The sequence below is a fragment of the bacterium genome (assembly GCA_037128595.1).
In the GTDB taxonomy this organism is placed as follows: Bacteria; Verrucomicrobiota; Kiritimatiellia; order CAIKKV01; family CAITUY01; genus JAABPW01.
On the sequence record JBAXWB010000004.1, the window covers coordinates 125,214 to 146,336 of the forward strand.

21 protein-coding genes and 1 tRNA gene are annotated in these 21,123 nt (G+C 58.3%); 10 read left to right on the forward strand and 12 right to left on the reverse strand.

Annotation, left to right across the window (positions count from 1 at the left end; genetic code table 11):
- Positions 1-71: 71 nt before the first annotated feature.
- The gene (locus WCS52_03475) at positions 72-200 is read right to left on the reverse strand and encodes a hypothetical protein (GenBank protein ID MEI6166232.1); all 129 of its coding nucleotides are present in this window, start codon (positions 198-200) and stop codon (positions 72-74) included.
- 675 nt (positions 201-875) lie between these two features.
- On the opposite strand from WCS52_03475, the gene WCS52_03480 reads away from it, so the two are divergent.
- Both WCS52_03480 and WCS52_03485 read left to right on the forward strand, forming a co-directional pair.
- Entirely contained in the window at positions 876-1,526 is a 651-nt protein-coding gene (locus tag WCS52_03480; GenBank protein MEI6166233.1) for an HPr family phosphocarrier protein, read from the forward strand.
- Positions 1,527-1,578: 52 nt separating this feature from the next.
- Positions 1,579-2,502, forward strand: coding sequence for a homoserine kinase (locus WCS52_03485; GenBank protein ID MEI6166234.1), 924 nt, complete (start codon positions 1,579-1,581; stop codon positions 2,500-2,502).
- Here WCS52_03485 and WCS52_03490 read toward each other — a convergent pair.
- Genes WCS52_03490 through WCS52_03530 form a run of 9 tightly spaced genes read right to left on the reverse strand, consistent with a single transcriptional unit; the run spans position 2,499 to position 11,050 of the window.
- Positions 2,499-3,137, reverse strand: a complete 639-nt coding sequence (locus WCS52_03490; GenBank protein MEI6166235.1) for a V-type ATP synthase subunit D — start codon at positions 3,135-3,137, stop codon at positions 2,499-2,501. The two genes, WCS52_03485 and WCS52_03490, sit on opposite strands and share 4 nt — an antisense overlap.
- Positions 3,134-4,558, reverse strand: a complete 1,425-nt coding sequence (locus tag WCS52_03495; GenBank protein ID MEI6166236.1) for a V-type ATP synthase subunit B — start codon at positions 4,556-4,558, stop codon at positions 3,134-3,136. The genes WCS52_03490 and WCS52_03495 overlap by 4 nt, the downstream gene beginning before the upstream one ends.
- Positions 4,555-6,363, reverse strand: coding sequence for a V-type ATP synthase subunit A (locus WCS52_03500; GenBank protein MEI6166237.1), 1,809 nt, complete (start codon positions 6,361-6,363; stop codon positions 4,555-4,557). Before WCS52_03500 ends, WCS52_03495 begins: the two co-directional genes overlap by 4 nt.
- Positions 6,344-7,015 carry a V-type ATP synthase subunit E gene (locus WCS52_03505; GenBank protein ID MEI6166238.1) on the reverse strand — a complete coding sequence of 224 codons (672 nt, stop codon included), beginning with the start codon at positions 7,013-7,015 and terminating at the stop codon, positions 6,344-6,346. The genes WCS52_03500 and WCS52_03505 overlap by 20 nt, the downstream gene beginning before the upstream one ends.
- On the reverse strand, positions 6,993-7,340 hold the full coding sequence (locus tag WCS52_03510) for a V-type ATP synthase subunit F (GenBank protein ID MEI6166239.1): 348 nt from the start codon (positions 7,338-7,340) through the stop codon (positions 6,993-6,995). The genes WCS52_03505 and WCS52_03510 overlap by 23 nt, the downstream gene beginning before the upstream one ends.
- A 14-nt stretch (positions 7,341-7,354) precedes the next feature.
- Positions 7,355-7,693 carry an ATP synthase subunit C gene (locus WCS52_03515; protein MEI6166240.1) on the reverse strand — a complete coding sequence of 113 codons (339 nt, stop codon included), beginning with the start codon at positions 7,691-7,693 and terminating at the stop codon, positions 7,355-7,357.
- 1 nt (position 7,694) lies between these two features.
- Positions 7,695-9,707: a V-type ATPase 116kDa subunit family protein gene (locus tag WCS52_03520; protein ID MEI6166241.1), complete on the reverse strand. Its 2,013-nt coding sequence runs from the start codon at positions 9,705-9,707 to the stop codon at positions 7,695-7,697.
- A complete protein-coding gene (locus WCS52_03525) occupies positions 9,700-10,734 on the reverse strand; it encodes a V-type ATPase subunit (GenBank protein ID MEI6166242.1) in 1,035 nt (344 codons plus the stop codon). The genes WCS52_03520 and WCS52_03525 overlap by 8 nt, the downstream gene beginning before the upstream one ends.
- The gene (locus tag WCS52_03530; protein ID MEI6166243.1) at positions 10,712-11,050 is read right to left on the reverse strand and encodes a hypothetical protein; all 339 of its coding nucleotides are present in this window, start codon (positions 11,048-11,050) and stop codon (positions 10,712-10,714) included. The genes WCS52_03525 and WCS52_03530 overlap by 23 nt, the downstream gene beginning before the upstream one ends.
- Before the next feature lie 407 nt (positions 11,051-11,457).
- On the opposite strand from WCS52_03530, the gene WCS52_03535 reads away from it, so the two are divergent.
- Together WCS52_03535 and WCS52_03540 are read left to right on the forward strand one after the other, a co-directional pair.
- Positions 11,458-11,835: an RNA-binding protein gene (locus WCS52_03535; protein MEI6166244.1), complete on the forward strand. Its 378-nt coding sequence runs from the start codon at positions 11,458-11,460 to the stop codon at positions 11,833-11,835.
- Between the two features lie 154 nt (positions 11,836-11,989).
- Positions 11,990-12,064, forward strand: a tRNA-Glu gene (locus WCS52_03540).
- A 10-nt stretch (positions 12,065-12,074) separates the two neighbouring features.
- Here the strand turns inward: WCS52_03540 and WCS52_03545 are convergent.
- Both WCS52_03545 and WCS52_03550 read right to left on the reverse strand, forming a co-directional pair.
- A complete protein-coding gene (locus WCS52_03545) occupies positions 12,075-12,809 on the reverse strand; it encodes a hypothetical protein (protein MEI6166245.1) in 735 nt (244 codons plus the stop codon).
- Complete coding sequence (locus WCS52_03550; GenBank protein MEI6166246.1) at positions 12,806-14,494, reverse strand: alpha-amylase family glycosyl hydrolase; 1,689 nt, start codon at positions 14,492-14,494, stop codon at positions 12,806-12,808. The genes WCS52_03545 and WCS52_03550 overlap by 4 nt, the downstream gene beginning before the upstream one ends.
- Positions 14,495-14,672: 178 nt before the next feature.
- Here WCS52_03550 and WCS52_03555 point away from each other — a divergent pair, with 178 nt between their 5' ends.
- From WCS52_03555 to radC, 6 genes are all read left to right on the forward strand, one after another.
- Complete coding sequence (locus tag WCS52_03555) at positions 14,673-15,800, forward strand: VIT1/CCC1 family protein (GenBank protein MEI6166247.1); 1,128 nt, start codon at positions 14,673-14,675, stop codon at positions 15,798-15,800.
- A 79-nt stretch (positions 15,801-15,879) separates the two neighbouring features.
- The gene (locus WCS52_03560) at positions 15,880-18,051 is read left to right on the forward strand and encodes a GreA/GreB family elongation factor (GenBank protein ID MEI6166248.1); all 2,172 of its coding nucleotides are present in this window, start codon (positions 15,880-15,882) and stop codon (positions 18,049-18,051) included.
- A gap of 96 nt (positions 18,052-18,147) precedes the next feature.
- Positions 18,148-18,819 carry a TraR/DksA C4-type zinc finger protein gene (locus WCS52_03565; GenBank protein MEI6166249.1) on the forward strand — a complete coding sequence of 224 codons (672 nt, stop codon included), beginning with the start codon at positions 18,148-18,150 and terminating at the stop codon, positions 18,817-18,819.
- Positions 18,820-18,874: 55 nt separating this feature from the next.
- Positions 18,875-19,339 (forward strand): signal peptidase II, encoded by a 465-nt coding sequence (lspA, locus tag WCS52_03570; protein ID MEI6166250.1) that lies wholly within the window; start codon positions 18,875-18,877, stop codon positions 19,337-19,339.
- Positions 19,339-20,292, forward strand: a complete 954-nt coding sequence (gene miaA / locus WCS52_03575) for a tRNA (adenosine(37)-N6)-dimethylallyltransferase MiaA (protein MEI6166251.1) — start codon at positions 19,339-19,341, stop codon at positions 20,290-20,292. The genes lspA and miaA overlap by 1 nt, the downstream gene beginning before the upstream one ends.
- Positions 20,293-20,334: 42 nt before the next feature.
- Positions 20,335-21,123 (forward strand): DNA repair protein RadC, encoded by a 789-nt coding sequence (radC, locus tag WCS52_03580; protein MEI6166252.1) that lies wholly within the window; start codon positions 20,335-20,337, stop codon positions 21,121-21,123.

The window sequence follows — 21,123 nt, forward strand, 5'->3', positions numbered from 1 at the left end:
CGAACGGCCCCTCCTCGCGAAGCACAGGTGGCGTTCGACGTCCCGGCGAACGATTGCCTCTAGCGCTACGCTTAAACGGCCGCCGAGACGTCGGCCGCCACTTGCCGCAAACTCAAAAACCCCGCCCACATGTGTATGCGGGCCTTCCTCATCGCATTCTCCGCTCCCTGTCGCCACGCCACCGTCATCCAGTTCTCCATTCCTGGGTCCTTCGGAAGACCCACGCGCACATCTACCTGCAGGCCTTCTCTTTTCTCCTTAACAACCCAACAACCTGACAACTCGACAACTGTATTTTCTCTCTATTGAAGTCAGACTCACTCGGGAGCAGTCTGGTAACCCTCGTTCGTTCCAGATTCATAGGGCCTTAGCTTGATATCTATGGGACGGCGGCCTCGCCGTCCGGAGGGATTTTTCAACGGAATAAGATGTTACGACTCTCTGAACCGGGGAAATCAAATATGGCGAGAACAAATTATAACGTAAGTCGTTTTGGTGGATTGACTTAAGACAAGTCCAGCCAGCTGGACTGGCGGATCGGTTTCAGCCGCTAGCGATTCAGGGATCTGTTTGTGATAGTGGTGAAGGACCTCTTGTGCTGATATCCCGGACACGGACGTTCTTTGGCCCGGGCCGAAATATATAGACATTTCGCTGACCCTGGTGGCCATTTACTGACCCTCGATTGGTTCAACGCTCGCATCATTTTTAAGCCTGACCCCATGCCCCCGGCCATCAGGGATTCCCTGATGTGAGAATCAGGACTCTCCTGCTTGTCAGATTCCGCAAATAGTTTAGTTTCAGAAGCGTCGGTATCAATCAGAAACCAGGATGGGCAGCGCCGGCTGTGCATACGTAATAAAGGAGCGGGAACCATGAATCAGAACAATGAATTTTCCACCACGCTGGCGATTGAAAATCCTCTGGGGTGGCACATGCGGCCGGCGGGTCTGCTCGTGAGTGTCGCCAACATGTTCGAATCTGAAATCATGGTGAAATGTGGCCGACGAATCGCCAGTGCCAAAAGCCTGCTGGGCATTCTTACGCTCGGGGCGGGAAGGGGGGCGCGCCTTTATGTGTCGGCGAGGGGGCGCGACGCTCAACTGGCGATCCGGGCGATCCGGGAAAAGTTCTCTTCGGAGTCTAAGCATCCGGCGCAGGCCGCGAGTCAGGCGGCGTCGGGTGGAGTGGTAAGCAGGGATGAGGGTAACACACGCAAAAAGGAGGCGCATATGAAGGAAAGTTCGGCTGTGAAGAAATCAAAACCCAAGGGACATGTTACGACTACCTTCAAATGTGGGGTATCGCATAATGCGAAAAGTGTGTTTTTGGCCGGGGACTTCAACGACTGGAATTCCCAGGCCGACCCCATGATCAAGCGAGGCGGACAGTTTTCGAAATCCGTCAAACTCCTCCCGGGGAGATACCAGTACAAATATGTGATTGATGGGGAATGGCATGCGGATCCCACCGCGCCTTTGGCCGTCAGCGAGCTGGGGTCAACCAACAACATCATCTGTGTTTGAATCCGGTAAATTTTGATTGCGACCGGTGGCGCTCCTTGGGAAGATGGGCGCCATGAAGCAGATCAAAGTTTTTTCTCCGGCAACGATCGGAAATATCGGCCCCGGCTTCGATGTCCTGGGGTTGGCGGTTAAAAATCTCGGAGATGTGGTCGAAGCCCGGCGTTTGTCCGGCGGTAAAATCCGTATTGCCGCCGTGCATTCGCCGGTTCCGCTTTCCGCGGATCCCAGGAAAAACACCGCGGCCCTCGCGGCGGCCAATGTTTTCAAATATCTCAATATCAAAGGGGGCATTGAGCTCACCCTCCACAAGGGCTTGCCGATCGGCTCCGGGCTAGGATCCAGCGCGGCCTCTGCGGCGGCCGGCGCCTTCGCGGCGAATGTCCTCTATGGCAATCAGCTCAGCCTGGAGCAATTGATTCTCGCCGCGACCGAGGCCGAAGCTATCGTGTCGGGCGGTTTTTTTGCCGACAATACCGCGCCGGCCCTGATGGGGGGCGCCACCTTGACCCGGTGCTGTGTCCCGCTCGATGTCACCCGTATCGGCTCGATTCGAAGTCTCAAAATTGTGCTGGTGACGCCGAATGTGGTGGTCCTTACCCGGGAAGCCCGAAAACTACTTCCGAAGATGGTTCCCATGGAACAGTTTATTGCCAACATGGCCAATACGGCGTTGATCACAGCGGCCTTTGCGAAAAATGACTACTCCCTGTTTTCCCGGTGTCTGAATGATGTCATTGTGGAGCCCGTCCGCTCCAAATTGATCCCGGGCTTTGATGAGGTGAAACGGAACGCGCTTAAAGCCGGTGCCGACGGGGTGGCCATTTCCGGATCCGGCCCCACCATGTTTGCCATTACCGATAACCTTCAGAAGGCCAGAACCATCGAAAAGCAGATGGTGCTGACCTTCAATTCGCTGGGCTTCGCCTCCAAGAGCTGGGTGACAACGGTTGATTCACAGGGAACCCGCCTCATTTAAGACGGTGGCTCGGCCGATTGAGCCAGGCGATCCCTCATCATCCGGACAATGATAAAGGCTTCGCGCTCCCGTTCCTCGAGAGAGGCGGCGATGGCCCCGATGGTCTGGCGGTAATCGGGGATGAAGATTTTGATGAGGGCGTTGCACCGCCTTTGTGTTTTCCGGAGTTCTGCGGCCAATCGCAGGATGACGTTCTGCAATTCAGCCAGCTCCGCGAGTAAGGGGAGGAGCCCGGCAAATCGACTCATGGCCAGGTCGGTCTGGGCGGTGGTCCCGCTGATACCAAAAGGCAGGCCCAACAACTCATGATGGACCGTCACTCGGGGAAGGCGTAATCCCATCAGGTGCGTGGTGGTCAAGTTCACCTGATGACCCTGGCGAATCGCCAGTATGGCCTGCTCCAGTGTAACGGATCCCACCTCCAGGACAGCGTCCTGCAAGGCCTGGAACGCCAGGGCAAGCGCCTGGTCCGTTTGACGCTCAATTTCTGTGGCTCGCTTCAACCGGGTCATCAGTTCAAACACCAGGATCTGTCTTTTTTGCTCAAGCAGATCATAGCCTTCCACCGCCACATCCAGTTGATGCCGGGTGGCAAGCAGGGCGGACTTGGTCGGTGCAATGTTGAGGATAGTCATTTGGCTACCGCTTGATCCTTTGCCTGGTAATGTTGGTTCAGCAACGCTTCACTGACTCGGTGTAATTCCTCCTTCGGGAGCAGGGACAGGATCTCCCAGCCCAGATCGAGTGTGTGGGTGATCGACCGGTTTTCATGTTCACCCTGGGAAAGGAACCGATGTTCAAACGTCTCGCCGTAATTCAGGTAGAGCCGGTCCAGATCGCTCAGGGCTTCCTCGCCAATCACTTCTGAAAGGGCCCGGACCCGTTTCACCTTCGCGTAACAGGCGAAGAGCTGACTGGCCAGGGCCGGGTGGTCCTCGCGGGTATACCCTTTTCCGATCCCGTCCTTCATCAGGCGTGACAGGCTGGGCAGTCCGGCAATGGGGGGATAGACGCCCCGTTGAAAGAGGCCTCGATCAAGGACGATCTGTCCTTCGGTGATATATCCGGTCAGGTCGGGAACGGGATGGCTGATATCATCAGAGGGCATGGTCAGGATTGCAATCTGGGTAATAGACCCGGTTGAGCCTTCAATCCGGCCGGCGCGTTCGTAGAGGCTGGCCAGATCGGAATACAGATAGCCGGGATAGCCTTTGCGTCCGGGAATTTCACCCCGGATCGTTCCCACTTCGCGCAGGCTCTCACAATAGTTGGTCATGTCGGTCAGCAATACCAGGACATGCTGGCCGCAATCGAAGGCCAGATGTTCGGCCAATGTCAGGGCGAGACGCGGGGTGAGTAATCGCTCCACGCTCGGGGCATCCGCCAGGGAGAGGAATACCGCCACCCGTGACAGGGAGCCGGACTCCTCGCAGTTCCTGATGAAATAATCAGCGACATCGTGTTTGACGCCCATGGCGGCAAACACAATTGAAAAATCCTCCCCGCTTTCCAGGAGGCGTGCCTGTCGGATAATCTGGGCGCACACCCGGTCATGGGGAAGCCCATTACCGGAAAAAATGGGGAGCTTCTGGCCCCGGACCAAGGCATTCATGCCGTCAATCGCGGATAATCCGGTTTGAATAAACTCGCGCGGGTACTCACGGGCAAACGGATTGATGGGTAGCCCGTTGACATCGCGGAGATCTGCGGAGAGCGGGAGCGGGCTTCCATCCAGGGGGCGTCCCAGTCCATCAAACATGCGGCCCAGCATGGTTCGGGAAACAGGCAGCCGGAAGCTTTCCCCCAGAAAACGGGTGCGTAAGGTTTGGTGGGACAGCCCGGTGGTCCCTTCAAGAATCTGTACGAGCGCCCGCGTCCCGGAGATGTCCAGCACACGGCCCAGTCGTTTGTGTCCGGCCGGATCACTGATCTCGACCATCTCGTCAAATCCCGCATCGCTTACCCGCTCTACCACTATCAGGGGGCCCTCTATCCGCGCCGCTCCGATGTAGGTGAGGCCGTGGTCCTGCAATGCTATTCGGGGTACGGGGTTCATGGGATGACTCCTGACGAGGGGGCGGGGACGGGGTCCGTGTGGGCCACCAGGGCGTCCAGTTCTCCTTGAATTTTCTGTGATAATCCTTCAAGCGCATCGAGGGCTTCGTTCCCATAGGTCGATTTGGCGTGGAGAAGGGACCCCAGCGAGCCCAGTGCCTGGATTTTTTCCAGGGCCACCCCCGCCAGAATCAGGTCCCGGCTTTTGCCATACACGATCATGATGATCTTCAGCAGGGCCGCCTGCCGTTCAGGGGAGCAGTATTGATCGGTCTCCTCAAACGCGCTCTGGGCCAGGAAGCCATCCTTCAGGATTTCGGCCACGAATAAAATCAACCGCTGCGCATCGGGCAGGGCATCCGCCCCGATCAGTTTAACAATTTGAAGCAGCCGGTCTTCGCGCTGGAGGAGGGTGAGCGCTTCAGTCCGCAAGTCAATCCAATCAGGATCCCGTTGCTTCCACCATTCACTGACGTCCTCAATATAATCAGAATAGGACCGGATCCAATGGATGGAGGGGTAATGGCGGGCGTTGGCCAACTCGGTGTCGAGTGCCCAGAAACAGCGGACAAAGCGTTGGGTATGCTGGGTGACGGGTTCGGAAAAATCACCACCGGGCGGGCTAACTGCGCCCACGATCGTGATGGAGCCTGCGGCCCCAGCCAGGGTCGTCACGGCACCGCCCCGCTCATAAAATTGGGCCAATCGGGTCGGGAGCGTCGCCGGAAAGCCCTCTTCCGCCGGCATTTCCTCTAGACGTGCCGCCAATTCGCGCAGGGCTTCAGCCCAGCGACTGGTGGAATCGGCGAAGACGGCCACGTTTAACCCCATGTCCCTGTAATATTCAGCCAACGTGATTCCCGTGTAGATGGACGCCTCACGGGCGGCCACGGGCATATTGGAGGTATTGGCAATCAGGATGGTCCGCTCCATCAAGGGTCGACCGGTTCGCGGGTCCGTGATTTTCGGGAATTCGCGCAGAACCTCCGTCATTTCATTCCCCCGTTCACCACACCCGATAAATACGATGATGTCGGCATCCGACCATTTGGCCAGTTGATGTTGGGTAATGGTTTTACCCGTCCCAAATCCGCCCGGGATGGCGGCACATCCGCCTTTGCCCAGCGGGAAAAACGTATCAATAATCCGCTGGCCGGTGAGCAGGGGGCGGGTAATGGGGAGGCGTTCCCGGTTTGGCCTCGGAATCCGCACAGGCCATTTTTGGAGCAAACTGATTTCAAGCGCACCCGCCGGAGTATCCAGAACCGCCACGGTCGAGGTCAGCCCGTAAATGCCTTTATCAACCACCGAACGGACGGTTCCCGACTGGTCCGGCGGCACCATAATCCGGTGACGGACCAGCGGGGTCTCGTCAACGAAGCCAAGCGTTTGGCCGGGGCCCACCTTTTCACCGGTCCTGACCGCCGGCTCAAAAGTCCACTGGCTTGAGGGATTCAGGGGTTCCACTTTCTCGCCGCGTTCCAACCAGGCCCCGTGCCGGTCCCGGATGGCCGGAAGCGGTCGCTGAATGCCGTCAAATATATTCCCGATGAGGCCCGGGCCCAGCCAGACTGAGAGAGGTGCACCCGTGCAATGGACGGGGGCACCGGGTTTGAGCAGGGTGGTATTTTCATAAACCTGAATGGTCGCTTGATTGCCATTCAGCCGCACAATCTCGCCAACCAACCCGGATTCGCCCACATGCACGACTTCATACATCTGCGCTCCGGTCAATCCGGTAGCCGTCACCACGGGGCCGCTGACCCGGGCGACGATCGCGTGGGGATTATGGGGTGAGGGCGTCATGAGGAGGAGCTCCTTTGTCTGCAGGCTTCAACACCCCGGGAATCATGGCGGCCAGCCGCAGCCGGAGTTCCGGCCAGCATCGGTCCAGGCGCGCCGTAAGCCGGTTATCCCACAACTGGCGGCCGGCACGATCGCGAATGATGAGTCCGCTCTCCTGGATGGCCGGATCGGATACAACCCGGATCTCAAGTCCGGTTTTTAGAGTATGCTGGAGGATCGCGGTCTCGAGATGGGCGATCAAGTCGTGATCACCGGGCGATAAGGCCACTTCAAATTCCGTGCCATCCATCCGGTCAATGGCCGTGGCGGCTAAGGCAACCAGTGTTTCCCTGTAATCAAATCCTTCCTTTTTTAAAAGCCGGTTCCGGATGTCGTCATGGATCACGTTCAACAGGGTTTCGATACAGGCGGCCCGGAGCCGTTCATAGTCAACCGGCAGGGAGGCCCGCATTTTTTCTTTGCGGCGGGCGCATTCCTGCGCGACGGCGTCCAGTCTTTCCTGTCCGGCCTTTTCCCCGGCGGCACGGGTGGTGGTGAGCAGGGATTCCGCGTCCTGCCGGGCGCGGGCAACCAGACGTTCTGCTTCCGCCTGCGCCTCCTTGAGAATGTCGAGGCACAGGCTTTCGCCATCATTTTGGTCGATGGGGGTCACTCAGTGGCTCCTTCTTGAAATCAATATGAATGCCCACCGCCTCCTGAACCGAGCGAAGCAGGGTTTTATGACCGGGGAGCCCGCCGCCCGGGCCGGGAATCTCAACAATCAGGGGGCGCTCCCGGGCCAGCCGGTGGGCCTCAATCTGTGTGCGAAGGGGGGCGGCCACCTGCTGGGCCAAAATGATGATGCCGATATCAGGCCGGTTAAGAGCGCTTTCAAAGGCCTGTGCCGCCTCTGCGGGAACGGCTACCGTTTGTCCGTCGATGCCGGCCAGCCGGAATCCCCGCACCGTATCCTCATCCGCAATACAGTAGTATTTCATGAAGGATTTCCTGTTCAGAGCTTCTGGAGAATCATGATGGAGATGACGAACCCTAATACGGCCAGCCCTTCCGCCAAGGCGACAAACAGGATACTGCGGGTGAGCAGTTCCGGCTTTTCCGCCGCTGCGCCCATGGCGGCAGATCCCACCCGGGCCACGGCATAAGCCGCCCCGATGACGCTCAAACTCATGGTAAGGGCAGCACTAAAGCCCAACCCGATGCTCCGGTAAACCTGGGCGGTCTCTGATAGCGTCTGGGCCACCGGAGTCTCTCCCGCGATCGCCGTTGAGGCGGCCAGCACTCCTGTTACCAGCAATAATCCTTTGGTGGGGTTACTCGATAGGATGTTCATATCATCTCCTCCTATGGTTCGTTATGGTTGACTCCGAGATAAGGTTGAAAGGCGTGTAAGGATGGCCCTGTCCTGAAAAAAACTTTCCGAAGAACTCGTAATACTCCAGACGTAACGCCTGTACCGCGACAATGACTCCCTCCAGAATGAGCGCGATCAGATTGCCCAGGATGATCACCACCAGGCCCGGAAATTTACCCCCCGCTGAGCCACGCCCCAGTTCATCCGCTACGGCAAAGGCGGCCATCAGCAGGGCGGCATGACTCATGGCGTAGGCGGCCAATCTCGCAAAACTGACCGTATTGGCCAGATAGAGAATCACCCCTTCCAACGCACTGGCGCAGGATTCCGCGAAAATCACCACCAGGCTGTCCCGGCTAGCCGCCACCCCTTTGGCACGGTTCAGAAATTCGTGAATGGGGGGCGTGAGCATCCAACTCGCTAACGGCAGGACGATCAAAACAAGGGTCGCCCACCTCCCGGGCGGGTGGAGTTGAAATTCTGTCCGATGAATCAGGAGTGCAAGTGCCCCCCAATAGAACAGGAGGCCAATGAGGCCAAATCGCCCGAGCACCCCGTCTAATAGGTCTTTGCGCCGCAGCCGATTGATGATGTTCAAAATGAGACCGATGCTGATCACCATTACGCCCATACCGATGGCCGTCGCCAGGATGGCGAGCGGATCGCCTTCGAGGGGATCCCGCCAGAGGGCATATCGTTTGAGGGTTGGAATGCCGAAATAACTGCCATACAACACACCGAAAATAATGCTCGATAGCCCGCCTGCCAGCAGAATTCGCCCGGCATCCCGGAATGACGCCGCCCGACGGGCAGACCGCAGGAGCAGTCCGGCGATGACCAGAACGGCCCCCTGGCCTGCATCACCGAACATCATGCCGAACATGGCGAGATAACTGATGGCGACCAACACGGTGGGCTCCAACTCGGCATAGTCGGGTAGGCCGAAGGCCGTCACCATGTTCTGGAATGGATGCAGCCAGCCGCGATGGGAGAGTAATACGGGAACCTGCTCTCCCGCGCAGCCATCCGGCTCATGCATTTCAACCACACACCGCCCTTTTGTGAGCTCTATCAGATCCTCATTCACGAAACGGATGGTGTCTGCGGGTAGCCAGCCGGCGAGCAAAACGGCGGTTCCGGTACAGGCGAAATGCTGTTTTGCCTCAAGCAGTTGCCGCTCGAGGGAGATCTGCTGGCGACTGGTTTTCAGCTGCAACTCAGTTCCCAGGGCCAGCCTCCGGAGGGCCTCATCGGTCTGTTCAAGGTCACGCTTGAGTTGCTGTCGTTCGCCGTCCCGCTCCAGATACAGGGTATTGGCCGTCAGCCCTTGGCCGTCAGGGAATGAGTCCTGACGGAAGTCCATTTGCTGTAGCTGTCTTTCCAGGGATTGGCGATTCAGGGGGGTGGTGATGATGAGAAATGACGGCCGTCCCGCGATGTCGGGAAGAGGGAGTAGCGGAGCCAACTGCGCCAGCCGCGCCCGGTCAGTTTGAGGATGGTCTTCCGGTAGACGGCCGGTGATGAAATGAAGAAATGAAAACTGGCCCAGCTGGTCCAGCGGAATCTCCAGTTCGCGGAAACTGGAGACCCGCTCACAATCGGCGTCCAATTCTTTTTCCCGGGCAAGCAACCGTTGCCGGTCATCAAACAGGCGGGCGGCCTGCTCTTCGATGGACCGCAATCGGGTTACGGCCGATTCCAGGGCGGGGAGAGGCGTAAGTTCGGGGCGCACTACATCGGTGTTCACTCGATTGCGGGACGGCGCTCCAAAGGGACCTAACCGTTGTTCCAGTTCCCCGCACCGTTCCAGAAGTTTGTCGCAATGGTCAAGTTCCGGTGTTACGTCGGCCGGCGGGAATGGGGCCATCCCAGGACCTGCTTCAGACCGGGTCAAGTGCAGGATCCCCTGTTTTCCCAGGCTCAACAGCACCGTCCGCTCGTCTTCTTTCAGCAGAAGGATATGGATTCGCACCATGGGGAACGGCTTAAACATAGAGCGCCTCCGGATGAGACGGGGGGATTATATGCAACCGGATGGTTTCATCCCCGAGTTGCGCCCTGATCCCCTCCGAGAGGGTGATGAGATTGGCGACCTCCATCCGTCTCAGGGCCATATATCCGGCAATGAGCCCGAACTCAGTAAAGCTCTGCCGGAACATCCGGTTGGCGATTTTTAGATAGCGGGCCCAGGCGAGTGCCTCAATCGCCGGGGCATTAACAGAGGCGGGAAGGGCCTCCAGCGCCAGACCGACCGTGAGCGTTGCGGCGGCGAGGCGGGTAGGGGCTGATAACATGGCTTCAAACAGGGGCTGGGTGAGCCGGGTTCCCGCCACATGCAGGCCGGCCAGCGCTTTTGGGGCAAGGTCGTAATGGAATCGGCCTCTGAGGACCAGCATCAGATGGAAAAGGTCTATCTCCTGCGTCACCAGGGCCGCAACCGGATCGCGCTCATGGGGCGGTAATTTATCAACTCTCGAAAGTTCCTCCTGAAAGAAGTGCTGATCCAGTCTCGTTTCGATAAAAAATGGCTCACGGGGTTTCCCTGAAGCGACTAAGGCGTCGCGCATCATTCTGCCCGGCAGGTCTTCAGGGAGGAGCGGGATGAGCGCTTCCAGTGATGGCGCCTTCGCCAGGGCTTCGTTATTCATAGACAGGTGTCGGGGAAGGGTGATCAGGTGCCGGGCGAGGATCTCGGGAGGGGTGCGGGAGTGGATGCCCCTGATCATGATTTTCAGGTTGGTCATTTGAAATTGCGTTAACATCCACGCCATCAGGCGGGCTCTGGCGCCGGTAAGCTGTGGCAGGAGGTCGTCCATCTCGTCAATCAATCCCGCCACCATGAGCCGTTGGGCGTCGGGCACGGTTTTCACCGTGGCGCCGGGCAGGATCACCTGGGCCAGGCGGGAAATGGTTTTCAGGCGTGACAACGAATCCAGGCGGCTACCCTCCGCCAGTCGGCTGCGCCGTCCATGGAGACGGGCGGCAAGATAATCCAGATTAGATTCCATGGTTCGGATCATCGTCGTGACTCCTGACCATACTGAGAAGGCCCGCCAGGACAGCCTGTTCCCGGGCGGGCTGATCAAGCGGGAACAGGGCACTCATGTCTCCGGAAGCACGGGCAAGGGCGGATTCCTCTTCCTGCTGGATCGCCTTGGTACATTCCTCCAACGCCCGGGTAATTTCGAGCTGCGTCTCCTTGCGGAGTCGATCTGACGTTTCCTGCCCCTTCACCCGAGCCTCGGCTAAAATATGCTCCGCCTCCATTTTGGCGGTCTCAACAATCTTTTTTCCTTCTGCCTCCGCCCCTAGTATTTTGGCAATGATTTCACGCATATCGCTTTTCCCTTACAGGTTAACTATCGCATGCAGGGCAGGCGTTATGCGGATCAAAAATACCTGATATCACCATCAGGAAATCCCCGATCATTCGGCAGGGGACTCACAATCTTTTTACCCCCTAATGAATTGTATATACTTCGTTTGCCGTTTTCGGTAGCGTTTCACTAATTTGGTTGTCGAAGAAGTCGGCTGGGGGTGGAAAGAAAGCCATTTGCTTGCCGCTACTGTTCGGTCTTCCTAACCCAAAGGCGTACGATGTTCGTAGGCTGATGGGGTCGGCCAGAGGTGACGCGCTGTAGGCGTGGAGCCATCAGGCCGGAGGGTTCAGGTTGAACCCCTTTCCACAGGAACCGGAAAGAAAAAGAAGGGGTCCAAGAGTACGGGAAGAAGGGAATCGAAAGATGGGTAAGAAATTGTATGTCGGCAACCTGAGTTACAGCGTCACAAGCGAATCACTGACACAGGTGTTCTCCGCTTTTGGCAAAGTCATGTCCTCGGACGTGATCATGGATCGGGAGACCGGTCGCAGCAAAGGCTTCGGCTTTGTTGAAATGTCGACCGACGCTGAGGCAGCGGCGGCCATTGCAGGCACGAATGGTACGGACGTTGATGGCCGTGCATTGACCGTGAACGAAGCTCGTCCCCAGGCTCCCCGCGTTGGCGGTGGTGGCGGCGGCGGGTTCGGCGGCGGTGATCGTGGCAGCCGTGGCGGTGGCTTCGGTGGTGGCGATCGCGATCGTCGTGGTGGCGGCGGTGGTGGGTTCGGCGGACGCCGGTAATCCAACCGCGCTCATCAGCGCATAATGGATGATTTCGCGGGAACGGGCCGAAAGGTCGGTTCCCGCGTTTTTTTGTTTTCAGGCGGACTGATAAAAAGCGGTTGACGCTGGCGGGCCCGCCATATAGATTACGCGGCTTCTGTTAGACCCTTGTGCCCCCTTCGTCTATCGGTTAGGACAGCAGGTTCTCAACCTGTTAAGAGGAGTTCGACTCTCCTAGGGGGTGCCATCCTGCGGGTTTAGAACCCGCTGAATCCCGTGTTGTCCTGTGGCGGGGGCATGTTTTTATCCCGGGCGATGGTCTCCGCCCCTTTTTCGTGTTGCCGCAAATACTCACTGGTGAAGATGACAACCCGTTGCGGGCTGCTTCCGGCATAAGCGGTGGGGCTGCTCCAGCAGTTCAGGGCTTCGCCGGTGCGCGGTTCATACCATTCAGCCGTGGTGCGGATGCGGTCCTTTGACTCATTGATCAGTTTGTTCTTGGCGGCCAGGGTCGTCAGGTACTCCTCCCGCTCCTTCTCGTCCTTCTCTTTTTTGCGTTTGTCGGATCCGCTGCTGGATTCGATCGATACGAACTTTTTAGTCCCGTGGAGCGGCTTTGCTTTCTCCGCCTCCAACGCGGCTTTCGATTCGGTTTTCTTTTCGTCGCGCAGTTCCGTCAGGGGCTTCCAGTCTTTAGTCACGGTTTCGAGTAAGGTCTGGATCTGGACCTCCGACATTTTCCCCTTGGCAGGCTTGTAGTCAACATAGGCCGCCCGTGACAAGCCGTCTTTGGCGGGGAGAAAGCGGAAGGTCAGGCGGATGCCGTTCACTTCATAGACCCGTTCCGCGGTCCAGAACCCGTCTCCACCCTTTTCCGTGTATTTGGCGCCGTACCGCTGGTTGCACTGTTCAGGCGTATCCCCCAGGCGGGCGAATACCGGGGCCGTGAGGGCGAGGCTGATTACGAGGGAGGCAAGCAGGGACGGGTTCATAGTTCAAAGACCTTTGCGTCGCAGGGTTTAACGGTAATGGAAAATGTCGGCTCATGAAGCGTGAGGGATTCCCCGGTGAACACGTCTTTCAAGGTCAGGGGGAAGTTCAGGCCGCAGTGGGAAAGGTCGGCGACCAGGGTCTGGTCATGATGAATGTCGAGATTGGAGAAGAGCAGCACTCCGGGCTGCTGCCGGGTGAGATCCCGGCGATAGGCGCCGAGAATGGCCTCGTGCCCCTTGTCCACAAAGGTGATATTCCCCCTTTGTTTAAAGACCTGGCGTTCGGCCAGGAGGGCGTTGATTCTGGCGATGGCATCACGGATCCCGGGAATGGGCGGCAGGTCGATTTTCCGGGCCGGTCCGATGAAGGGGATGCGATCCTTCACTCCAGCTTCAACCCCCTGGACCATTCCCGTTTGCCCGAGCGTATAGAGGGCGCAGATGGCGTAGCGGGGAATGGCGGACTCTTCCGCGCCGAAGAGTTGGGCTGGAACGCCGGTGTCATGGGTGGTGATGGCGCAGAGATGGCGGAGGCGCCCGGCGACCGTGTGCAGGTACGTGATGTAATGCCGGAGCTGGGGCCCGAACGGATATTCCCAGCTATTGGCCAGCAGCATGTTGATGCCCCATTCCGGCACGGTTCGCTCGAGGGTGCCCTCATCCGTGAAATATTCGCCTAGAATCGACAGATTGGGGAAGGCCGTGTGGAGCGCCGTACTGAGGTCAGCCACAAAATCATTGTTACTGCTGTGGAGGTTGTCGAAGCGGACCATGCCCCCGGTGTAGGCGGCATAATTTGACCAGAACTGGGCATATTGCGTCATGTAGTCACGGATGTCGTGCCGGATGAAGGTGTTGGGATGGTCGTAGTTCAGCAGGACCAGATCCTCCCAGCGGATCCAGCTTTGCATGTGCCAGCAGCCGGCGCGCTTCAGCCCGTCGGGTTCCGCATCGTCGGCAATAATCCAGTCGGGGCAGGAGGCCACCATCCGGCTATCCACGCAAATGTGATTCAGGACCAGGTCAAGGCAGAGGCGCATCCCCTGGGCGTGGCAGGCGTGGACGAAATCCTCGAATTGCTCCAGGGTGCTGCGGGGATCGGCAGGATCCCGGTAGCGTGAGTCCACGTCAAAGAGATCACTGGCGGCGTAAGGGCTGTTGGAGAATCCCATCTGGGTGATGGGGAGCAGGTGGATCGAATCAAAGCCCATGGCACGGATGGAGGGGATGAGCTGCTTCCAATCGGAGATCGTTCCGGACGCGCTGGGAATGAGCGTATACAGGCGCACGGTGCGGATGGAGGGGGGATCGACCATGACGTAGGAGTGGGGCACCCGGTCCCAGAACCATTGATCCCCGCCGTCTAATGAATATTTGATCCGGAACCGGTAAAGGCCACAGCGGGGGAGGATCATCGAGAGCTGGAATTCCCGGTTATCGGTCGTGGAGAAAGGGATATCCAGCCATTCACCGGGGGCCTTGGCCCCGATATCTGTATGCAGGAGCACCTGGGGCGCGTGCGAATTGCCCTGTTTCAGGGAAACCGTCAGGGAAAGGGGTTCATCGTGGAACAGCCGGAAAAAGTTTTTTTGACCGAACGGGAAAGAGCGCTGAACGATCCCCGCCTCACCTTTCGGGAGGGAACGGGGGGTGAGCTGCGGAATGGTTTGGCGGATGAGATTCATGGTTAGTCTTTCAAACAGATGATCATGGCGGGATTATGTAGAGGGGAGCGGGGAGTGTCGAGTTTTCTTCTTCGGGAATGGGTGGAAGCCGGGCGTTGAAAATAGTCTTTGCGGGAAGGGCTCGCTTCTGTTCAGATTGAGGGTCCGGGTGCAGTCGCGTCCGGAGGCAAGGAACCTTATGGCAACACAAGCGGATATCACGCGGTATCGGAATAATCTCAAGGATGAGCGGAACGCGATCACGCTCTATCAGCAGCTGGCAAAAGTGGAGTTGAATCCGGATTTGGCCAGCCTCTACCGGAAACTCGCGGAATCGGAAGGCAAACATGCCGCCGTCTGGGAAAAGCGGCTTGAAGAGTCGGGGGCCCCCATTCCCGCCTGGACGGTCAACTGGCGGACGCGGGTGCTGGGCTGGATGGCGAAGCAGTTCGGGGTCAGGTTCGTCCTCCCGACTATTGCCGGAATTGAGCAGGGGGCCGGATCGAATTATGACAACCAGCCGGAAGTGAACCGCACGGGAATGCCGAATGACGAGCGGTCACATGCCCGCATTTTCAAGATGCTGGCCGGGCAAGGGAAAGGCCTGGCCGGGAGTGCCGTGGCGCGCCTGGAGGGGCGCCATCGCTCCATGGGGGGGAATGCCTTGCGGGCGGGGGTGTTGGGGGCCAATGATGGACTGGTCTCCATCCTGAGTCTGGTCATGGGGGTGGCAGGGGCGGCGCTGGAGTCGCGCATGATTTTGATCTCCGGGCTGGCGGGCTTGTTGGCCGGCGCCATTTCCATGGCCCTGGGGGAATGGTTATCCGTGCAAAGTTCGCGGGAATTGTATGAGAAGCAACTGGATATTGAGCGTCAGGAATTAGCGGAGGCGCCCGAGGCGGAACGGGAGGAACTGGCATTGATCTACCAGGCGAAGGGGGTACCCCCCGAGCAGGCCAAACTGATGGCGGACCATCTGCTGTCGGATCCGGCCCATGCGCTGGACACCTTGAGCCGTGAGGAATTGGGCATGGATCCGGATGATTTAGGGGGCTCGGCCTGGGAAGCGGCCTTTACCTCCTTTCTTCTGTTTTCCGTCGGGGCAATCATCCCGATCCTCCCGTTCTTTTTCACGGGCGGGTGGCACGCCGTGGTGTGGAGTGCCGCGTTGAGCGGGGTGGGGTTGTTTGTGATCGGAGCGGCCATTACGCTGGTCACGGGCCGGAGTGTGTGGGGCTCCGGATTCCGGCAGGTCATTTTCGGTTTGACGGCGGCGCTGGTGACCTTTGGGATTGGACGCCTGTTGGGGATCCAGATTGCCGGCTGAACTCTTTTTCATTGTGGCTTGTACCGACGGGGGGGGATGTGCTAAAACATCCGCCCTTTAATGAGAGGTAAGACTAATTATGCACGCTTTAGCACACATCCCCATGGGGGAAGATCAGTTTGAAGAGTGGTTTTTGGCCAAGGTCGCCGGCGAAAACATGCCCGTTGAGGATATGCAGAACGCCTTGAGGGAATTGCACCGCGGCGGGATGGGTGCCAAAACGAGTGGCTGGGCGGAGCTGATGGAAGAGGCGTTGATTGAGCAGGGCAAGCTGGATGAAGCCGTCAACGTGCTCGGGATGCGGGCCAATTGGAATAGCGGCGTGCCGGCGTTTCGTGAAGTGTGCAGCAAGCGGTTGGCCTATATCTACCGGAATGACCCCGTTCGCAAGAAATTTGTCACCAACATGGGGCTTGAAAAAGGGGTGGGGCTGGCCGAGTGTTTCCGGCGGCTCACCATTCTTCAGTCGCTGAAGCCCGGGATGCTGTGTGTGGATAAGACCTGGGGGGTGGGTGCGGTCAAGAATGTGGATTCGTTTTATGAGCGGGTGACCATTGATTTTACCCGTAAGATGGGACACGAGATGTCCTTTGCCTATGCGGCTGAAACGCTTCAGCCGGTGGGAGATGAGCATCTGCTGGCCCGTAAATACCGGGATGCCGTGACCCTGGCCGCTCTGGCCGAGACGGAAGCCGCGGAGGTGGTGCGCATCGCCCTTCGCAGTTACGGGCCGCTGACGGCCGCCCGTTTACAGGAGATTCTTTCCGACGGCATCATCAAGCCGGACGCCTGGAAAATCTTCTGGGACTCCGCGCGGAAAGTGTTGAAGGCGGATCCGCTGGTGGTGATCCCCTCAAAGCGCAGCGAACCGATCATCCTCCTTGAAAAAGCGCAGGCGTACGATGGTGTCTGGTTTGCCTCACTGGCAAGCGAGCGGACGGCGGAAGGGATTTTCGCACGCCTGAACGAGTTGGCGGATAACGCCAAGCCGGCGGAACTGGACGAGGCCAAACTGAAGGTGGTCGGCGACCGGCTGGCCTTCCTGATGCTGGGGTTCGGCGACAAGGATATGAATATCCGGGTGCAGATTGTCGTAGCCGCGCGGCAGTGGAATGTGCCCCCCTCACAAGTGGATTGGAAGCGGGAGGCCGACACCCTCATCGACCCGGTCAATTTCATGGCGGCGGCGATGGCCGTCAGTTCCAAGCGGCTCGAGGCGCTCCTGAAGTTGTTGGCTGATCAGGATAGCGCCCGCCTCTACGACACCATTCTGGGCTCGATTCCCACGATGGTCATGAATGTGCTCAATACCTGCGTGACGTTTATGATGGAGGCCGGCCAGGAGGAAGCCTGTGCGGCGGTATTCAAGGAACTGGTCGGAATGCGCAAGGCCGGGGTGGAAGTCCTGTTATGGTTGGCCAAACGGCCCGATCGGCTTGAGGCCTGGGGCTTGGGCACGACCGGCGATCTGTTGTTCCACATCCTGCCGGCCATGGAAAAGACCTATAACGGGGAGCGGCTGCGGGCGGCCAACCAATTGGGCGAACTGGTCCAGCAACGCGAATTCCTGGAAGTGGCCTCAAAAGCCATGAATGACGTCCAGCGGACCAGCTTTATCCGCTACCTGCGCGCCGTGATGGGCAAGATCCCCGTGGATACCCAGGCGATGATCGGCCGTATTGTCCGGGTGTTTCCTGACCTGGTCTCCTTGTTGACCGATGCGAAGTCTGAGGCGGCTGAGGCGGCCTCCCCGAAGAACGGGCTGACGTCCTGGCGGTCCTACCGGCAGCGCCAGAAGTTGCTGGAGAAGATCGTGAATGAGGATATTCCCAAGAACAGCCGTGATATCGGGGTGGCCCGGAGCTATGGGGATCTTCGTGAAAACTTCGAATACAAGACGGCCAAGGAGCAGCAGGGCATTCTCATGCACCGCAGCGCTGAACTCGATCTGGATCTCAAACTGGTGCATGGCACTGATTTTGCCAACTGCACCTGCGAGGTCGCGGGGATGGGCACCACGGTGGTGCTTGAGATGACTAATGGCCAGAGGCAGACCTTCAGCATTCTCGGAGAATGGGATCAGGATACGGAGAAGGGTATTATTTCCTGCAGCAGCAAGCTGGGCAAAGTGCTGGCGGGACATCGCGGCGGGGATGAACTTGAAATCCCGGGCGATAAGGAAAATGAGAAATGTCGGATCATTCAGGTGGGTGCGCTTGCTGCCGACATTCTCGCCTGGGCCAAAGGCTGATGGCGAGGTTGACAGCATGGGATTCGTTTGATATCTAGGCGTGCTTTTTTCTGCGGAACCAAAGATTGAGCTGGGTTGAAAGGGCGGTAGAGACTTATGGCAAAAAAAACGGCTAAGACAAGTAAAGTGGTTGCAAAATCGGTTGCGGCAAAAGTTAAAACAGTGAAACACGCTGTTAAACCTGCGGCAAAGCCTGTTACAAGTTCAAAGAAACCCGCTGCCAAGCCTGTTGCCAGTGTAAAGAAGCCGGTGGCCATATTGGTGGCCCCTTCCAAGCCTGTGGCCTTCAAGGCCGTCAAGGCCGGTGCCCCGAAAACGGAATCCCGTCCGGTGCGCAAGTCGCCTCTGGATGAGAAAGTCCTGGCGCAGCTGAAAGATGTCCTGATCAAGATGCGCGACCGTTTGACCGGTCAGATTTCGTCCCAATCGGATGATTCCCTCAAGTATGTTGACGACACTTCGTCTGAAGACCGGACGGATGATTTTGACAAGGAGTTCGCCCTGAACCTGGTCAGCAGTGAGCATGATTCAGTCTTTGAGATCAATAATGCGCTTCGTCGTATTGCCGAAGGCACCTATGGGTTCTGTGATGGCTGCAGCTGTGCGATTGAGAAGCCCCGCCTGCACGCCCTGCCTTTTGCCCGGATGTGTATCCGCTGTCAATCCGAGCAGGAAAAGGGACGTTCCCGGTTCCGCCCGTTTGGCGATACCCTGGCTCAAGGTGTGGAACAGACGCCCGATGTCTCTGAACCTGAAGAATCAGAATAGCCGGACTGGTCCGCGCGTACGGTCTCTTGCGGCGTGGTGGCTCGCTCACAGGCTCATGATGCAGGTGTTATTACTGAGTATTGCGATTGTTCTGCTCGACCAGATCACTAAATATCTGGTGACGCTCCGATTTCAGCTCAGTGATAGCCTGGTGTTGATTCCCGGTTTCTTCAGTCTGACCTATGTGCGCAATATTGGTGCGGCCTGGGGGATGCTGGGGGGCTGGAACGGGGTTCTGGTGGCGTTGTCCGCCGTGGTGCTTGTCCTGCTGATCCTCTTCCGGCGAACTTTTTTGACGGACAGCCTCATTCACCGGCTTTCCCTCGGCCTGATGCTGGGGGGGATTGCCGGCAATTTATTTGATCGCATCCGGTTTCAGTATGTGGTCGATTTTCTCGATTTTTACTGGAAAAACCATCATTTTCCGGCTTTCAATGTCGCCGACTCGTCCATTTGTATCGGGGTCGGCCTGTATATGCTCTCTTCTTTTTTCGTCCACGATGATCAGGCGCCTTCCTGATGAACCCCTCCGTGTGTCATGCTCAGGCGTTTTTCCTGGTCGGTCCCACGGCCGCTGGAAAAACGACGGTGGCACAACGATTGGCCGAGACGATGGGAGCGGACATTCTTTCCGCCGATTCCATGCTGGTGTATCGAGGGATGACCATCGGGACGGCCAAACCGTCCCCGGACGATCGGAGTCGCGTGCGGTATTGGGGGGTGGACCTGGTTGACCCCGCTGACTCGTTTAGTGTCGCGCGCTTTATTCCTGAGGCCAGACGGTGCTTTGAATCGGCACGGGACCGGGGCGTCCCGGTGATCATTGCCGGGGGAACGGGCCTCTACATCAAGGCCCTGCTCAATGGCCTGGATGAGTTGCCTGATCCGTCTCCCGAGGTCAGGGCCCGTTGGCAGGCGGTACTGGAGCGGGAAGGCACGGAAGGGCTCCGGCTGGCCCTGGGGGCCCGGAATCCTGCCTGGCTGCAGGGGTTGGCGGATCCGTCCAACAGTCGGCGATTGATGCGGGCTCTTGAACTGATCGAGTCCGGCTTCCCGGACCCGCCCCGATCGTGGTGCCGCCAGGCATCGCACGCGGCACGGGTGACGGGAATTGACGTTCCCCGTGAAGTGCTGGTGAAACGGATCGAACATCGGGTTTATGAAATGTATGAAGCCGGCTTGCTGGAGGAGACCCGGTCACTGATCACCCGCTACGGGGCTCTCTCTGTTACGGCCTCGGGCGCCATCGGCTATGCGGAAGCCCTGCGCTGTCTGCAAGGGGGGCTGACCCGGGCGGCGGCGATCCAGCTTACCATCCAGCGCACGCGGCAGTTGGCCAAGCGGCAGATGACCTGGTTCCGGCATCAGATGGAGGTGTCGTGGGTGACGATGCCCGGAGCTGATTTTGAAGCGGCCGCCGCCGGGATCGCCGCAGATTGGCAGCGCCACGGGCCCCAGCCGGTTTTCTGTTAATTTGTCTTTAAATATAACTATATTATACTAAATTATCCCTCCATGGATAAAGAGAGCCCGTTTAGCTGTGAGTTATATGCCGTTCCGGAACCGGATCAGGCCGCCGTATGTTACCGGATCTGTGACCTGCCGGCACGGTTACGCCCCCGCGAAGCGATTGCGCGGCAGGGGGTGGAGCATGTCTCCGATGAAGTGATTCTGGCGATTCTCCTGCGGACCGGTTCGCGTGGCCTGAATGTGGTTGATCTGGCGGAGCGGATTTTATTCAAATACGGGAGCCTGACGGCCTTGGCGCGTGCCCCGGTCGAGGAGTTAGCCGGGGAAAAATCATTCAAGGGGCTGGGGAAGGTCAAGGCGCAGATCCTCCGTTCGGCCTTGGATCTCGCCCGGCGGATGGCTGAGGAGACCCGGGATGAACGCGGTGGGCTGGTGAGAACCCCTGAGGATGCGGCCGACCTGATGCGGGAGCAGGCGCGGGGGCTTGATCATGAACGGTTCTGGACCCTGAACCTTGACACCCGGAACCGGCTGAAAGGAAACCCGCAGGAAATCTCAAAGGGCATTCTGGATGCGAGTTTGGTTCACGCCCGGGAGGTATTTAAAAGCGCCATCCAGATGGGTGGGGCGGCCCTGGTGCTGGTCCATAATCATCCCTCCGGGGACCCTTCGCCCTCTGCCGAAGATGTGAAGCTGACGCGGCAGTTGGTGCAGGCGGGCCAGGTCATCGGGATCAAGGTGCTCGATCATGTCATTGTCGGGCGTAAACATGGGGGGAAATCAAAAGATTTCCTCAGCCTGCGCGAAAGCGGACTCGTGACATTTGATGAATGA

Coding starts and splice junctions, on each gene's coding strand:
- WCS52_03530 (MEI6166243.1), bottom strand. CDS start 11,050: ATGCGTGAAATCATTGCCAAAATACTAGGGGCGGAGGCAGAAGGAAAA.
- WCS52_03515 (MEI6166240.1), bottom strand. CDS start 7,693: ATGAACATCCTATCGAGTAACCCCACCAAAGGATTATTGCTGGTAACA.
- WCS52_03510 (MEI6166239.1), bottom strand. CDS start 7,340: ATGAAATACTACTGTATTGCGGATGAGGATACGGTGCGGGGATTCCGG.
- WCS52_03525 (MEI6166242.1), bottom strand. CDS start 10,734: ATGATCCGAACCATGGAATCTAATCTGGATTATCTTGCCGCCCGTCTC.
- WCS52_03545 (MEI6166245.1), bottom strand. CDS start 12,809: ATGAACCCGTCCCTGCTTGCCTCCCTCGTAATCAGCCTCGCCCTCACG.
- WCS52_03535 (MEI6166244.1), top strand. CDS start 11,458: ATGGGTAAGAAATTGTATGTCGGCAACCTGAGTTACAGCGTCACAAGC.
- radC (MEI6166252.1), top strand. CDS start 20,335: ATGGATAAAGAGAGCCCGTTTAGCTGTGAGTTATATGCCGTTCCGGAA.
- WCS52_03565 (MEI6166249.1), top strand. CDS start 18,148: ATGGCAAAAAAAACGGCTAAGACAAGTAAAGTGGTTGCAAAATCGGTT.
- WCS52_03555 (MEI6166247.1), top strand. CDS start 14,673: ATGGCAACACAAGCGGATATCACGCGGTATCGGAATAATCTCAAGGAT.
- WCS52_03490 (MEI6166235.1), bottom strand. CDS start 3,137: ATGACTATCCTCAACATTGCACCGACCAAGTCCGCCCTGCTTGCCACC.
- WCS52_03560 (MEI6166248.1), top strand. CDS start 15,880: ATGCACGCTTTAGCACACATCCCCATGGGGGAAGATCAGTTTGAAGAG.
- WCS52_03550 (MEI6166246.1), bottom strand. CDS start 14,494: ATGAATCTCATCCGCCAAACCATTCCGCAGCTCACCCCCCGTTCCCTC.
- WCS52_03475 (MEI6166232.1), bottom strand. CDS start 200: ATGGAGAACTGGATGACGGTGGCGTGGCGACAGGGAGCGGAGAATGCG.
- lspA (MEI6166250.1), top strand. CDS start 18,875: ATGATGCAGGTGTTATTACTGAGTATTGCGATTGTTCTGCTCGACCAG.
- WCS52_03520 (MEI6166241.1), bottom strand. CDS start 9,707: ATGTTTAAGCCGTTCCCCATGGTGCGAATCCATATCCTTCTGCTGAAA.
- WCS52_03500 (MEI6166237.1), bottom strand. CDS start 6,363: ATGACGCCCTCACCCCATAATCCCCACGCGATCGTCGCCCGGGTCAGC.
- WCS52_03495 (MEI6166236.1), bottom strand. CDS start 4,558: ATGAACCCCGTACCCCGAATAGCATTGCAGGACCACGGCCTCACCTAC.
- WCS52_03485 (MEI6166234.1), top strand. CDS start 1,579: ATGAAGCAGATCAAAGTTTTTTCTCCGGCAACGATCGGAAATATCGGC.
- miaA (MEI6166251.1), top strand. CDS start 19,339: ATGAACCCCTCCGTGTGTCATGCTCAGGCGTTTTTCCTGGTCGGTCCC.
- WCS52_03480 (MEI6166233.1), top strand. CDS start 876: ATGAATCAGAACAATGAATTTTCCACCACGCTGGCGATTGAAAATCCT.